At 66.9% G+C, this 14,781-nt stretch carries 14 protein-coding genes; 10 read left to right on the forward strand and 4 right to left on the reverse strand.

Annotated elements, in window-relative coordinates:
* The first annotated feature begins 15 nt into the window (after positions 1–15).
* The 4 genes from BIZ42_RS17045 to BIZ42_RS17060 all read left to right on the forward strand — a co-directional run bounded on the left by BIZ42_RS17045 (position 16) and on the right by BIZ42_RS17060 (position 3,634).
* Positions 16–507: a hypothetical protein gene (locus tag BIZ42_RS17045; protein ID WP_070427135.1), complete on the forward strand. Its 492-nt coding sequence runs from the start codon at positions 16–18 to the stop codon at positions 505–507.
* A gap of 125 nt (positions 508–632) precedes the next feature.
* A complete protein-coding gene (locus BIZ42_RS17050; protein ID WP_070427136.1) occupies positions 633–917 on the forward strand; it encodes a YfhL family 4Fe-4S dicluster ferredoxin in 285 nt (94 codons plus the stop codon).
* Positions 914–2,650 (forward strand): gamma-glutamyltransferase, encoded by a 1,737-nt coding sequence (ggt, locus tag BIZ42_RS17055; protein ID WP_070427137.1) that lies wholly within the window; start codon positions 914–916, stop codon positions 2,648–2,650. Before BIZ42_RS17050 ends, ggt begins: the two co-directional genes overlap by 4 nt.
* A gap of 96 nt (positions 2,651–2,746) precedes the next feature.
* Positions 2,747–3,634, forward strand: a complete 888-nt coding sequence (locus tag BIZ42_RS17060) for an MBL fold metallo-hydrolase (protein WP_019183237.1) — start codon at positions 2,747–2,749, stop codon at positions 3,632–3,634.
* 139 nt (positions 3,635–3,773) lie between these two features.
* On the opposite strand, the gene BIZ42_RS17065 is transcribed toward BIZ42_RS17060, so the two are convergent.
* Both BIZ42_RS17065 and upp read right to left on the reverse strand, forming a co-directional pair.
* Positions 3,774–4,058, reverse strand: coding sequence for a PsiF family protein (locus BIZ42_RS17065; protein ID WP_070427138.1), 285 nt, complete (start codon positions 4,056–4,058; stop codon positions 3,774–3,776).
* Positions 4,059–4,166: 108 nt separating this feature from the next.
* Positions 4,167–4,802, reverse strand: coding sequence for a uracil phosphoribosyltransferase (gene upp / locus BIZ42_RS17070; protein ID WP_070427139.1), 636 nt, complete (start codon positions 4,800–4,802; stop codon positions 4,167–4,169).
* A 274-nt stretch (positions 4,803–5,076) separates the two neighbouring features.
* Here upp and BIZ42_RS17075 point away from each other — a divergent pair, with 274 nt between their 5' ends.
* The 4 genes from BIZ42_RS17075 to BIZ42_RS17090 are packed head-to-tail and all read left to right on the forward strand — an operon-like array spanning position 5,077 to position 10,847.
* Positions 5,077–7,647, forward strand: coding sequence for a TonB-dependent receptor (locus BIZ42_RS17075; RefSeq protein WP_070427140.1), 2,571 nt, complete (start codon positions 5,077–5,079; stop codon positions 7,645–7,647).
* Positions 7,647–8,780: a phytase gene (locus BIZ42_RS17080; protein WP_070427141.1), complete on the forward strand. Its 1,134-nt coding sequence runs from the start codon at positions 7,647–7,649 to the stop codon at positions 8,778–8,780. The genes BIZ42_RS17075 and BIZ42_RS17080 overlap by 1 nt, the downstream gene beginning before the upstream one ends.
* A 32-nt stretch (positions 8,781–8,812) precedes the next feature.
* On the forward strand, positions 8,813–10,162 hold the full coding sequence (locus tag BIZ42_RS17085) for a metallophosphoesterase family protein (protein WP_070427582.1): 1,350 nt from the start codon (positions 8,813–8,815) through the stop codon (positions 10,160–10,162).
* Between the two features lie 49 nt (positions 10,163–10,211).
* Complete coding sequence (locus BIZ42_RS17090) at positions 10,212–10,847, forward strand: inorganic diphosphatase (RefSeq protein WP_019183231.1); 636 nt, start codon at positions 10,212–10,214, stop codon at positions 10,845–10,847.
* A gap of 211 nt (positions 10,848–11,058) precedes the next feature.
* Here BIZ42_RS17090 and BIZ42_RS17095 read toward each other — a convergent pair whose 3' ends face one another.
* Positions 11,059–11,385 carry a tetratricopeptide repeat protein gene (locus tag BIZ42_RS17095; RefSeq protein WP_070427142.1) on the reverse strand — a complete coding sequence of 109 codons (327 nt, stop codon included), beginning with the start codon at positions 11,383–11,385 and terminating at the stop codon, positions 11,059–11,061.
* A 112-nt stretch (positions 11,386–11,497) separates the two neighbouring features.
* Entirely contained in the window at positions 11,498–12,127 is a 630-nt protein-coding gene (locus tag BIZ42_RS17100) for a superoxide dismutase (protein WP_070427143.1), read from the reverse strand.
* Positions 12,128–12,346: 219 nt separating this feature from the next.
* Here BIZ42_RS17100 and BIZ42_RS17105 point away from each other — a divergent pair, with 219 nt between their 5' ends.
* Complete coding sequence (locus BIZ42_RS17105) at positions 12,347–13,762, forward strand: deoxyribodipyrimidine photo-lyase (protein WP_070427144.1); 1,416 nt, start codon at positions 12,347–12,349, stop codon at positions 13,760–13,762.
* Positions 13,763–13,913: 151 nt separating this feature from the next.
* Complete coding sequence (locus BIZ42_RS17110; protein ID WP_019183227.1) at positions 13,914–14,609, forward strand: OmpA family protein; 696 nt, start codon at positions 13,914–13,916, stop codon at positions 14,607–14,609.
* The last annotated feature ends 172 nt before the right edge of the window (positions 14,610–14,781 follow it).

Consider the following 14,781-nt stretch of genomic DNA (forward strand, 5'->3'; position numbering starts at 1 on the left):
CAAGGGAGGAATTCCATGAACAACACCATGCGTGCCATGTTGATCGCGTCGTTCGCGCTGGCCTTCACCGCCTGCAAGAAGGAAGAGGCCGCGCCGGTCGTCGAAGCCCAGCAGGCGCTGGTCGCCCCGGCTGCCGATGACGATGCCGGCTGGAAGAAGTACCTGCAGGCCGTGGCCGTGCAGAACATGGGCAACATCAGCAACAGCCCGTACCTGTACTACCTCTCGCCGGAATCGGATCCGGAATTCGCCGCCAAGTATGAGCGTCAGGTCGAAAGCGCCACTCAGGCCGTCGCCCGTGGCGTGCAGCCGGGCAACATGCTGGCCTTCGGTTCCTCGGCCTCGGCCAAGATGGCCGACATGATCCAGGCCGTGTTCAAGGACGTCTCGCCGGACTCGATGAAGGGTGTGCGCGTGGTGTTCATCGGCAAGGCCGCCGACAACGCCCGCGTCCAGTCGATCATCCAGCCGACCGGCGCCGAGTACATCTTCGTCGAAGCCAAGTAACCCGTGCAGTGGCGGCCGTGCCTTGTGCGCGGCCCGGGTGGCGCCCGCAGGGGCGTCACCGATGACCGGCCCGCGCGCCCGCGTGGGCCGGTTCTCATCCGCCGGCGCGGGCGTGGAGTAACGCCATGTCGCTGAAAATCAATGAGCTCTGCGTCAATTGCGACGTCTGTGAGCCGGCCTGTCCCAATCAGGCCATTTCGATGGGTGAAACCATCTACGTGATCGATCCGGCCCGCTGCACCGAGTGCGTGGGGCATTTCGACGAACCCCAGTGCGTGGTCGTCTGCCCGGTCGAATGCATCGATCCCGATCCGGACATTCCGGAAACCCAGGACGCCCTGCTGGCCAAGCTGCACGGGCTGCAGCGCGATCATCCCGAATTGTATGTCACGGAGTTTCTGCCGAAATGAGAACGCTGTCGCGTCGTTGGTTGCTGCTCGTCCTGCTGGTGGCCCCGAGTGCCTGGGCCGCGGAATCCGCACCGGCGGTTCTGGCCAAACACCCTGACGGCGCCGCCGTCGCCAGTGGCCATCATCTGGCCACGGAAGCGGGCATGGAGATCCTGGCCAAGGGCGGCAACGCGTTCGACGCCGCCGTGGCCGTGTCTGCCACGCTGGCGGTGGTCGAGCCGATCAGCTCGGGCCTCGGCGGCGGTGGATTCTTCCTGCTGCACGATGCGGCCACCGGCAAGGACGTGATGCTGGACGCGCGCGAAACCGCGCCGCAGTCCGCCACGCCCGAGGCGTTTCTCGACAAGAAGGGTGACCTGGACCGCGACCGTTCGGTCAACGGCGCGTGGTCGGCCGGTATCCCGGGCCTGCCGGCCGCGCTGGTGGAACTGTCCTCCAGGCACGGCAAGCTGCCGCTGAAGACCTCGCTGGAGCCGGCGATGCGCATCGCGCGCGATGGCTTCCCGGTGTACGCGCGCATGTCCAAGGGCTATCAGTCCCGGCGTGAGGTGATGCAGCGCTACCCCGGCACGCGCGAGGTCTACGAGCGCAACGGCAAGCCGATCGCCGAGGGCGACCTGTTCCGCCAGCCGGAACTGGCCAAGACCATGGAGCGCCTGGCCGACCAGGGCTTCGATGGCTTCTACCGGGGCGAGACCGGCAAGCTGCTGCTCAAGGGCGTGAAGCAGGCCGGCGGACACTGGACCGCCGAGGAACTGGCCGGCTACCGGGTCAAGCTGCGCGAGCCGATCGCCTTCAAGTACCGCGACTGGACCATCACCACCGCCTCGCCGCCGTCGTCCGGTGGCATCGCGTTGGCCGCCATGCTGCAGATCCTGGAAGGCTGGGACCTGAAATCGATGGATCCGGCGCACCGCACCCATCTGGTGGTGGAAGCCATGCGCCGCGCCTACCGCGACCGTACCTTCTTCCTGGGCGATCCGGATTTCGTGGACATCCCGCAGAAGGTGCTGACCAGCAAGGATTACGCGCAGGGCCTGCGTGCCACCATCCACCCGGACAAGGCCACCCCCAGCGATCTGCTGTCGGGCAACCCGACCCCGCTGGAAGATGACGAGACCACCCATTTCTCGATCATCGACCGCGAAGGCAACCGCGTCGGCGCGACCCAGACCGTGAACCTGCTATACGGCTCGGGCCTGATTCCGTCCGGCACCGGCGTGCTGCTCAACAATGAAATGGACGATTTCGCGCTGAAGCCGGGCACGCCGAACGCCTTCGGCGTGATGGGCTATGCGGCCAATGCGCCCAAGCCGGGCAAGCGCATGCTCAGCTCGATGACCCCGACCTTCATGGAGTCCGCCGACAAGGTCGTGGTGCTCGGCACGCCCGGTGGCAGCCGCATCATCACCATGGTGCTGCTGGGCATCCTGGGGTACGACGACGGCCTGACCGCCCAGCAGGTCGCCGCGCTGCCGCGCTACCACCACCAGTGGCTGCCGGACCTGATCGAGGCCGAGGACGGTACCTTCGATGTGGGCACCATCAAGCAGCTGCAGGCGATGGGCCACAAGATCGACCTGCCCGGCGATACCGCAGCTGGCGGCCGCGGTTCCAGCCACGTCTGGGGCAACCTGCAGACCGTGGAATGGGACCGTCGCAGCAACGTGCTCAGCGGCGGCAGCGACCCGCGCAATCCGGTCGGCAGCGCCGCGGTCAGCCAGGCGCACTGACTGACCGCAGAAACGAGAAACCCCGTCCCAGTGGCGGGGTTTTTTCATGGGCGATGGCTAGCGAATATTTAACGGGCACGCGACGATAATCTGCGAATGAAACTATGGTCCATCCGCGGTAACACCCAGAAACTCGACGGCGGTGCGATGTTCGGCAACGCCCCGCGCGCGGTGTGGGAAAAGTGGGCGGCACCGGACGATCTCAACCGGATCGAACTGGCCTGCCGTGCACTGCTTGCCAGCCCGCTGGCGGGCAAGACCGTGCTGTTCGAAACCGGTATCGGGGCCTTCTTCGAACCGAAGTTGCGTGACCGCTACGGCGTGCAGGAACCCGGCCATGTGCTGATCGAATCCCTGCGCGAGGCCGGTTTCGAGCACGAGGACATCGACGTGGTGGTGCTGAGCCATCTGCATTTCGATCATGCCGGTGGACTGCTGGCGCCGTGGAGCGAAGGGCGCACGCCCGAACTGCTGTTCCCGAATGCGACCTTCCTGGTCGGCGCCGAGCACTGGGCGCGCGCGCTGCATCCGCACCCGCGCGACCGTGCCAGCTTCATCCCCGAACTGCCTGGCCTGCTGCAGGCGAGCGGTCGGCTTGAAATCGTCGACGGCCCGCACTCCAGGACGCTGGGCGACAGCGTGCGTTTCAGTTTCAGCGACGGGCACACGCCGGGCCTGATGCTGGCCGAGATCATCGGCCCCGAAAGCGTGGATGGCCAGGCGCGGGGCGGGGTGGTGTTCTGTGCGGACCTGATTCCCGGCCGCTCGTGGGTGCACGTACCGATCACCATGGGCTACGACCGTAACGCCGAACTGCTGATCGACGAGAAACGCAGCTTCCTGGAAGACAAACTGGCCCGCAACGTCCATCTGTTTTTCACCCACGACCCGCAGTGCGCGCTGGCGCAGGTGTCACGCGATGAGAAGGGCCGCTTCGGTACCGTGCACGAACAGGGCGAACTGAAGGCCCGCGCGCTCGCGTAACGCCTGCGGTACATCCGGCCGCGCATGGGCCGGTGTCACCGCGCGGCCCCCTGCAGTAACGTCTGCGCAAGCACACCGGTAGGTGCCGACCGTTGGTCGGCACGGCACCCACGGCCGCGGGCATTACCCGCTCAACGCGTCAATGCGCCTTCAAACACCCGCTCATGAACGTCTTGCGCGCATCGCCGGCCAGCTTCTTCGCGGCCGCATCGGCGTTGCAGGTCTTCATGCGCTCCTGCGGCGTGCTCGCCGTCGGCGCCGGAGCGCTCAGGCAGGCCTTCTGCGCAGTTTTGTAGTCCTCGCCGGTCTTGCCTTTGTTCTTGGCCGAGCATTCGGCCATCCGCTGTTGCTGCGCGGTCGCCGCGCTGGCGATCACAGGGCCACCCAGAAACAGCAGACAGGCCAGCAGGGACAGGGTCTTCATGACGCAGCTCCACGCACGGGTTGATGGTGCGCGCAGCTTCTGCCCGGCCATGGCCAGGCCGTGTGAAGCACCGGCGGCCGGTGCTGGCCGCCGGTCAGAACGAGCGGATCAACCGGCCACGCGGGTCCCGAAGATGCGGTCGCCCGCATCGCCCAGGCCCGGCAGGATGTAGCCCTTCTCGTTGAGCTGGGCATCGATGGCGGCGGTGAAGATCTCCACGTCCGGGTGCACGGCCTGCACGGCGGCGATGCCTTCCGGCGCGGCGACCAGGAAGATGCCCTTGATGCGGCGGGCGCCAGCGCGTTTGAGCATGTCGATGGTGGCGATCAGGGTGCCGCCGGTGGCCAGCATCGGGTCCAGGATCAGCGCATCGCGCTCTTCCAGGCGGCCGGTCAGGCGCTCGAAGTAGGGCACCGGCTGCAGGGTTTCCTCATCGCGCTGCAGGCCGACCACGCTCACCCGCGCGGCGGGGATCAGCGAGAGCACGCCACTGAGCATGCCCAGCCCGGCACGCAGGATCGGCACCACGGTGATCTTGGCCCCGGCGATGCGCTGCACCGTGACCGGGCCGGCCCAGCCGGCCATGGTGTGGGCTTCGGTATCCAGGTCGGCGGTGGCCTCATAGGCCAGCAGCCCACCGAGTTCATTGGCCAGCTCGCGGAAGTCCTTGGTGCTCAGGGACGCATCGCGCATCAGGCCGATCTTGTGCTGCACCAGCGGATGGCGCACTTCGACGATTTTCATGGGGGAATCAGGGGAGAGGAGAGGTCACTAGTGTGCCGCAACGCCCAACCGAAGCCAAAAGCCGAAGCCGCCATGCCCGGTAGTGCCGAGCCATGCTCGGCAGGCCCGCCAATGACGAAGTCGATCACCGGCGCACCCGTCAACCCGAGGCAGCCGAGCATGGCTCGGCTCTACCCAGACCCCGATCTCCGCCCTCGATGTCCCCGGTGTCATCCCCATGCAACCTCCCGGACATACCGTGCTGACCCATTCTTTACACAGATTGGGGAATGCAGTGCAGAAGAAGCGTCCGTTGGGCCTGGCGATCAGCCTTTCATTGCTGGCGGTGATCACCCCGTCCGCCCATGCCGCCGATACGCCCGATGGCAGCACGGTGGCCGGCAGTGCCGCCGCCGGTGCCGCCGCCATCGACCTGGACCGCGTGGAAGTACGCCCGCAGCTGGAGTCGCAGACGCGCGCGGTCGACCTCAAGCGCAGCAGCGATGCGATCGAAGATGCAGTGTCCTCCGATGCCATGGGCGTCTACCCGGACAAGAACGTGGCCGAATCGCTGCAGCGCCTGCCCGGCGTCAGTGTCACCCGTGACCAGGGCGAGGGGCGCTTCGTGGTCATCCGTGGCCTGGATGCCAATCTCAACAGCGTCAGTGTCGATGGCATCGCCATCGGCACCCCGGAAGACTCCAGCCGCGCTGCACCGCTGGACGTGATTCCCTCCGACTCGACCGAGCGCCTGCGCGTGGTCAAGTCGCCCACCCCGGACATGCCGGGCGACGCCATCGGTGGCGCGATCCTGGTCGAGTCGGCCTCGGCGTTCGATCGCGAAGGCCGCAACCTGCGCGGCAAGATCGAAGCCAGCCACCAGCAGCTCTCCGGCAATACCAGCCCGAAGGCCGCGATCAACTACAGCGAAGTGTTCGCCGATACCTTCGGCGTGGCGCTGGGCGTGAACTACCAGAACCGCAAGTTCGAGTCCGACAACACCGAAGTGGAGTACGGCGAGTTCGACGGTGGTGCCGAGGACGACCTGTTCGCCAACAGCCTGCAGCAGCGCAAGTACGAGATCGAGCGCAAGCGCATCGGCGCCAACCTCAACCTGGACTGGCACCCGGACGAGGACAACCGGTATTACCTGCGCACGCTGTACAGCCAGTTCGACGATGCCGAAACCCGCCAGCGCACCCTCTTCAACTTCGGCGATGGCGAGGTCACCGCGCTGGGCAACAACCAGTACCGCGTCGATGACCTGCCGGCCGATGCGATCCAGAAGCGCATGCGCTACCGCACCAAGAAGGAAAACACGTTCACCACCAGCGCCGGCGGCGAGAACCGGTTGACCAATGCGGTGGTCGATTACAAGGTCGGCTACACGCGTACCGAAGAGCGCGTCAACGACGAGATGGAGGCGCGCTTCGAGTACAACGGCGATGACCTCGGTGCCAGCGTCGATCAGAACAGCGGCATCCCGCGCTACACCCTGACCAGCGCGCAGTGGATGGACAACGGCAACTACGATTTCGATCGTTTCGTGGTGTCGCCCAAGCAGGTCAACGACAGCGAGCGCAGCGCGCAGATCAACGTGCGCTTCGATGGGGATTCGTCCAGCTACAAGATCGGCCTGCTGGGCCGCTGGCGCGACCGCGACGTCAACGTGGATGAGCGCGAACTGCGGGTCGGCCCGGACGTGGCGTTGTCGGACTGGACCACCTCCACGCCCGATCACCGGGGCGGCAGCCTCGGCCAGGGGATGAGCTCGGACGCCATGCGGCGCTACTGGGCCCAGCAGGGCGGCCAGTACAGCGCCCGCCCGCAGGATGCCGGCGGCAACGCCCTGGCCTCGCTGGAAGAGGACTACACCGCCAGCGAGGACATCTTCGCCAGCTACGCGATGGGCACCTGGGATGTTGGCGCGCTGCGCATCATCGGCGGCGTACGCGTGGAGAACACCCAGTTCAGTGCCACCGGCAACAGCGTGGAGGTGGCGCCCAACGGCCGCAGCTTCACGGTCACCCCGCTGAGCGTGAGCCGCAGCTACACCAATGTGCTGCCTGGCCTGCACCTGCGCTACGACGCAGGCGATGACTGGGTGCTGCGCGCGGCCGCCAACAAGACCGTCTCGCGCCCGTCGTTCGGCGATGTGGCGCCGCGTGTCGGCCTGAGCCGGGGCGATGAGGAAGTGCGCATCGGCAACCCGCAGCTGGACCCGTACGAATCGAAGAACATCGACCTGTCGCTCGAGAAGTACCTCGGCAGCACCGGCATCGTCTCGCTGGGGGTGTTCCACAAGTCGATCGATGGCTATATCGTCAACACGGTGAGCAATACGGATCCGGCATATCCCGGCTTCGAAGTCACCCGGGTGATCAACGGCAACAAGGCCACGGTCAAGGGCGCCGAGTTCAACTGGCAGCAGCAGCTCGCCTTCCTGCCGGCCGGCTGGGATGGCCTGCTGGTCGGCGCCAGCGGCACCTGGCTGGACACCGATTTCGACCCGGGCGTGGCCGGTCGCGAGCGCGACGACTTCATGTTGCCGCGTGCCTCCAAGCATGTGTACAGCGCGCACATCGGCTATGAAAAGGCCGGCTTCAGCACCCGCGTGGCAGCGGTCTACCGCAGCGAGTATCTGGACTCGCTGGGCGACAGCCGCGCGTATGACATCTACGTCGCACCCAACACGCAGCTCGACTTCAGCATGGACTACAAGATCACCTCGAACGTGAGCGTCTACTTCGAAGCGCAGAACCTGCTCGACAAGCCGCTTGAGTTGTACCAGGGCGTGCGCTCGCGCACCCTGCAGAACGAGGAGTATGGCCGTACCTACGCCCTCGGCCTGAAGGTGGCCCTGTGATGCGCGCCTCCCATTGCCTGAGCCTGCTCGCGCTGGCGCTGTTGACCGCGTGCAAGCCTGCCGCCGCCCCCGGAGCAGCGGCGCCGGACCCTGCCGCAGCCGGCGCGTCGACAGCTGCTGCCGACGCCTCCGCCGCGCGCCAGGTCGCCACGGTCGCCGAGGCGTTCCTGACCCCGATGACCCCGGACGACAACATCGACTCGCCGGCCAGCTGGACCACGCCCGACGGCCAGGTCTGGCTGATCGCCACCGCCAAGGCCACCGACAAGCTGGTGGTCTATGACGGGCAGACCGGCGCGAAGCTGCGCGATGTCGGCAGCCTCGGCACGGCGCCGGGCCAGTTCGACCGCCCCAACGGCATCGCCGTGGTCGATGACCTGGTGCTGATCGTGGAGCGTGACAACCACCGCGTACAGGTGCTGCAGCTGCCGGACTTCACCCCGCTGGGCGTGTTCGGCGCCGATGAGCTGCGCAAGCCGTACGGGGTGTGGGTGAACAAGCTCGGCAGCGGCTACGACGTGTACGTCACCGATTCCTACGACGCTGGCGAAGACGCGCAGGGCAACGATGTGCTGCCGCCGCTGGCCGAGCTGGACAAGCGCGTGCGCCGGTATGCGCTCACTGTGCAGGGCGGCAAGGTGCAGGCCTCGCTCACCGCCAGCATCGGTGACACCACCGAAGCGGGCGCGCTGCGCGTGGTCGAATCGATCTGGGGCGACCCCGCCAACGACCGCCTGCTGATCGCCGAAGAGGACGAAACCTACGCCAGCGAGTTCAAGGTCTACACGCTGGAAGGTCGCTTCAGCGGCACCACGTTTGGCCGCGATGCCTTCCAGGCCCAGGCCGAAGGCGTGATGCTGCGGACCTGCGGCAAGGATGGCTGGTGGATCACCACCGAGCAGGGCAAGCAGCGCAGCGTGTTCCACCTGTTCGACCGCCACACCTTGAAGCACGTCGGCGCCTTCCAGGGCAACACGGTGGCCAACACCGACGGCATCTGGTCGATGCAGGCGCCGTCCGCGCGTTTCCCGAACGGCGCGCTGTACGCCGTGCACGACGACCAGGGCGTAGTGGCCTTCGATTGGGCCAGCATCGCCAGGCAGTTGTCGCTGCCGCTGGAGTGTGGCGCGTGAGCCGCGTTCCTGCCGCCCTGACCGCGCTCGCACTGGGGCTGCTGCTGTGCAGTGGCAGCGCCGTGGCAAAGAAGGAGGCCGAGACCGGTGCCGAACCCAACACCCAGGTCCCGGCCGGCAACCGCCATTACGCCGCGAGCGGATTCCCGGACCGGCTGGTCGCCTCCCCGGCGCAGGACGCTGCCCGCGGCTTCTCGGTCGCCTGGCGCACCGATACCTCGGTCAAGGCACCGGTGCTGGAGTGGGTGCTGGCCGGCGACTCTCCGGATGTCGGCACGCCGACCCGCATCACCGCCACCACCCAGGCGCTGAGCACCGAACTCGGCACGTCCCACCATCACCGTGCGGACGTGACTGGCCTGCAGCCGGACACGCTGTATCTGTGGCGCGTGCAGGGGCAGAACACCTGGAGTGCCTGGAACCAGCTGCGCACCGCCGGCCGTGCCGAGCAGCCGCTGACCCTGTTGTATTTCGGTGATACCCAGAACAAGAACCTCAGCCACGTCTCCCGGGTGATGCGGGCCGGCATCAAGGCTGCCCCGGACGCGCGCCTGAGCCTGTTCGCCGGTGATCTGGTCAGTGGGGGCGATGGGCAGGACGACAGCGAGTGGGGCGAGTGGTTCGCCGCCGCCGGCTGGCTGCCGCAGGAAACCGCGGTCGCCCCGGCGATCGGCAACCATGAGTACTTCGAGGAGTTCGAAGACACCCCGCAGGAGCGTCGCGTGCTCGGTCGCCACTGGCCAGTGACGTTCGCGCTGCCGCGCAACGGCGTGGACGCCGCGGACACCAGCACCTACTGGTTCGACTACCAGGGCGTGCGTATCGCGGTGCTCGACGGCACCTCTGCGCTCGATCTGGGCACGGCCAAGGCGCAGGCGGCGTGGCTGGACACGGTGCTGGCCGACAACCCGCACCCGTGGAGCATCGTCCTGCTGCACCAGCCGTTCTATTCCCCGCGCGAAGGCCGCGAGAACACCGAGCTGCGCGATGTGCTGCTGCCGGTGGTGCGCCGTCACCAGGTCGATCTGGTGCTGCAGGGCCATGACCATACCTATGGCCGCCGCGGCGAAGGCCAGGGCGCCACGCCGCAGTTCGTGGTCACCGTGGCCGGGCCGAAGCAGTACCGGCTGTCCGATGAGGCCCGCGCCACCATGGCGCCGGTCGGCGAGGACACGCAGTTGTTCCAGGTGCTGAAGATCGACCCGCAGCACCTGCGCTACGAAGCACGCACCGTCACCGGCCGCCTGTACGACGGCTTCGAGTTGACACGCGGCACCGATGGCCGCAAACAGAAGACCGAACTGACGCAGGGACGCATCGCCCCCCGTGACTGCACGCGCGCGCAGACCCTCAAGGGCCGCGCCGACCGTTGCTGGGAATGACCGACCGGCCGGGCCGCTGCGGCGTGCCCGGCCCTTCGTGGAGACCGAGATGATCCATCGGCGTTCCATCGGGCGGGCTGTGTTGGCCGCGTCCCTGCTGCTGCTCACCGGCGCCGGCGTGGCCGGCAACGCGGTGCTGCACCCGTTCCTTGCCGCGCAGCCGAACAATGCCCCGGAGGAGGTGAATCTGGCCGTGGAGATTCCGGCTGGCAGCGTCACCAAATACGAGATCAAGGAAGACGGCCTGGTCCACGTGGACCGCTTCCAGTCGATGCCGGTGGCATACCCGGCCAACTACGGCTCGATGCCGCGCACCCTGGCCGGCGACAACGATCCGCTCGACGCGCTGGTGCTGACCCGCGAGCCGCTGCATCCTGGCGTGATCGTGCGGTTCCGCCCGATCGGCTTCCTGAAGATGGTCGATGACGGCGAGCAGGATGAGAAAGTGATTGGCGTGCCGACCGACAAGATCGATCCCACCTACGCCGCCATCCGCGATCTGGACGATCTGCCGCTGATCGAACGGCAGCGCATCGAAGCCTTCTTCCGCGTCTACAAGGACCTGCCGGCCGGCCGCAACCCGGTCCAGCTCAACGGCTGGGGCAATGCCGCCGAGGCAAAGGCGCTGATCCGTGCCTCGATGCAGCGTTTCGATGCGCAGCAGCGGCACGCGAAAGGCGATTGAGGGTCCAGGTCGCCGGGGCATCCGCTGATCCACGGCTCACGCATCACCTTCCGTGACGCCGAGCGTGTCGGCTATGCTCGATGCCCTGCGGCCGGGCACTGCCGATGGCAGGCCATTCCAGGAACGGGACGACGGCACATGGAAGAGGAGATCAAGCGCGGCGTACTGACCGTGATCCACAACGGTCTGCTCTGGTAGCCCTCCCGGCCGATCACGCCGGGCCGGCGCCCGCCTTCTGCAGCCGCCGCAGGAACACGGCCATTTCCTTGACCGCCTGCTTGTCGCCGTTGGTCCCGGCCACAGCACTACCTTGCTGCCATGCCTGTGCCGCCGCCTCCGAATCCCCGGCCGCCAGATGAGCTTTGCCCAGCCATTTCCAGCCCGCCGAATACCGTGGATCCTGTGCGACACAGCGCTGCAGATGGATGACCGCCTCCGCGGTGTGGCCCGCGTCGAGCAGGGCCTTGCCCAGGCCGAAGCGGAGCAGGGCGCTGTCGCGGCCCTGTTCGAGCAGACGTTGCAGTGCGGAGATATCCATTCGATGCAGACTCAGGCAGCGGTGGGGCGGGCAAGCGTCGGGTCCAGCACTGCAGCCTCGGACGGCGTGGCGGAGGGCTGCGTGCCTAGGCCGAGTGCGGGACCCGTGTCCATCAACGGCCGCCGGCGGCCTGGTAACGGCGCGCGACTTCAGCCCAGTCGATCAGCTCGAAGAACGCAGCGATGTAATCCGGGCGGCGGTTCTGGTAGTTCAGGTAGTAAGCGTGTTCCCACACATCCAGCCCCAGGATCGGCGTGCCACCGGAGAGGCCCGCAACGTCGCCCATCAACGGGTTGTCCTGGTTCGGGCTGCTCTCCACCAGAAGCGTGCCATCGCGGCTCAACGTCAACCACGCCCAGCCACTGCCGAAGCGGGTCTGCGCAGCCTTGGTGAAAGCCTCCTTGAACGCGGCGTAGCCGCCGAGATCGCGATCGATCGCCTGCGCCACAGCGCCTTCCGGCGTGCCGCCGCTGGCGGTCAGCACCGTCCAGAACAGGCTGTGGTTGGCATGCCCGCCACCATTGTTGCGGACGGCGTTGCGCACCCCTTCGGGCAGGGACCCGATATCGGCGATCAGCGTGTCGATATCCGTGCTCTCGATCCCGGCATCGGTGAGGGCGGCATTGAGATTGGTGACGTAGGCCTGGTGGTGCTTGGCATGATGGATTTCCATCGTGCGTGCATCAAAGTGCGGTTCGAGTGCGTCGTAGGCGTAGGGCAGGGCGGGGAGGGTGTAAGCCATGGGTATCTCCAGCAAAACGAAAGGGCGGGTCGGCACAGGTACGAAGCACTGGGGCTTGGGCAGGCCCGCGTTGGTTCGGTGGACGCCACGATAGAACCTCAAGCATGATTGAGGTCAAGCACGGCGATGTGGAACAGTGCGGGCCATCCGCGCGTGATCGCTGCCTGTCCTTCACCTGCACTGGCTATCATTGCCTCTCGAATCTTCCGGGGTAGTCTCGTGTCGGTAGCGTTGGTGTGGTTTCGCCGTGACCTGCGGTTGCAGGACAACCCGGCCCTGCAGGCCGCGCTGGATGCCGGCCATGTGCCGGTACCGGTCTACATCCATGCGCCGCACGAAGAAGGCGACTGGGCCCCCGGCGGCGCATCCAATGCCTGGCTGCACCGTTCGCTGGCGGCACTGGACGCCGACCTGCGCGCCCGCGGCTCGGCGCTGGTGCTGTGCCAGGGCGACAGCCAAGCCGAGCTGGAGCGCCTGATCGAGCAGACCGGGGCGGTGGCGGTCTACTGGAACCGCAAATACGAGCCGGCCACGCAGCCGCGCGATGCGAAGATCAAGCGCGAACTGCGCGAGCAGGGCATCGAGGCCGAGAGCCACAACGGCAGCCTGATGTTCGAACCGTGGGACGTGGCGACCCAGCAGGGTGGGCCGTACAAAGTGTTCACGCCATTCTGGCGCAATGCGTTGACGCGCCTGCAGCTGCCGGCGCCCACCCGCGTGCCTGACCGGCTGCCCGCACACACGGCGGGCGGCGAAACGCTCGATGCCTTCGGCCTGGCACCCTCGATACCGTGGGACCGGCAGTTCTGGGAGCATTGGCAACCAGGCGAGGCCGGTGCGCACGAAGCGCTGACGGTGTTCATCGATGGTGCCCTCAACGGCTATCGCGAGCAGCGTGATCTGCCGGACCGGGTAGGCACCTCGCTGCTGTCGCCGCACCTGCATTTCGGCGAAATCGCCCCGTGGCAGATCGTCCGCCGGCTGCAGGGCGAGCGCAGTGCCAGCCGCGATGCCGACATCGACGGCTACATCCGCGAGCTGGGCTGGCGCGAGTTTTCGTATCACCTGCTGCATCACTTCCCGCAGACGCCGGACCACAACCTCAACCCGCGCTTCGATCAGTTCCAATGGGCCAAGCCCGATGCGGACGCGCTGCGTGCATGGCAGCAGGGCCGCACCGGCATTCCGATCGTGGATGCGGGCCTGCGTGAGCTGTGGGCGACCGGCTACATGCACAACCGCGTGCGCATGATCGTCGCCAGCTACCTGTGCAAACACATGCGCCAGCATTGGCGCGAAGGTGCGCGCTGGTTCTGGGACACACTGGTCGATGCAGACCTGGCCAACAACACCATGGGCTGGCAGTGGGTGGCCGGCACGGGGGCCGACGCTGCGCCGTACTTCCGGATCTTCAATCCGGTGACGCAGTCGCAGAAGTTCGATCCGCAGGCGCGTTACATCACGCGCTGGGTGCCGGAACTGGCCGCGCTGCCGCTGAAGGCACGCTTCGCGCCCTGGCAATCGCCGCAGCTGCTGGCCGAGCACGCCCCAGCCTATCCCGCCTTGCCGCTGGTGGATCTGGGCGAAGGCCGCGACGCCGCCTTGGCCGCGTATCGGCACACAGGCGGGGCGTGATGGCCATCTCGGATCATCCGGCTCTGGGGTAAGCGTTTACCTGAACAGGGAGCTGCCGAGCGTGCCATTCATCATGCCGGCATCGCGTTGGGCTGTTTATGCTCTTCACGGCCCGCAAGCCGGCGCCGTCCGGTAACCAAGGAGAACCCTCATGATTCGACCCGCAACCCGCAACGTGGCCCTGGCCCTGATGACTGCTGCCGCCCTGACGGCCTGCGCCACCGGTGGCTCTTACGTGCAGAGTGACCAGTACGGCAACCCCGTCGAACAGCAGAACCGCACCGGCCGCAACGCCCTGATCGGCACGGCCGTCGGCGTGGCCGCCGGCCTGCTCAGCGGCAACAGCGCCACCGAGCGCCGCCAGCACGCCATGATCGGCGCCGGTATCGGTGCACTCAGCGGCGCGGCCGTCGGCCAGTACCAGGACCGCCAGGAACGCGCGCTGCGCGAACGTACCGCCAATACCGGTATCGACGTCTCCCGTGATGGTGACAACCTGACCCTGAACCTGCCGGACGGCATCACCTTCGATTTCGGCAAGTCCACCCTGAAGCCGCAGTTCTACAGCTCGCTCAATGGCGTGGCCAGCACGCTGGCCGAGTACAACCAGACGATGATCGAAGTGGTCGGCCACACCGACAGCATCGGCAGCGACGCGGTCAACAACCGCCTGTCCAAGGAACGTGCCGATTCGGTCGCCGCCTACCTGGCCGGCCAGGGCGTGCAGCGCGCCCGCATCGAAACCCTGGGTGCCGGCAAGGCCTACCCGATTGCCGACAACAACACCGATGCCGGCCGCGCGCAGAACCGCCGTGTCGAGATCCGTGTGATTCCGTTGCAGCAATAACAGCGCGCCAGCGCGCTGTTATTGCGTGGTGCGAGCCACAGGTTCGCAACACAGAAATGCCGCCCTTGCAGGCGGCATTTTTTGTAGGTACCGGCCGGTGGCCGGTACGCCCTGAACAGTTCCGTCCGCGCACGTCCGCAACACCAACGACAACGCCGCCAAAACAGTACCG

Origin of the sequence: Stenotrophomonas sp. LM091 (assembly GCF_001806305.1) — a bacterium.
Lineage (GTDB): Bacteria > Pseudomonadota > Gammaproteobacteria > Xanthomonadales > Xanthomonadaceae > Stenotrophomonas > Stenotrophomonas bentonitica_A.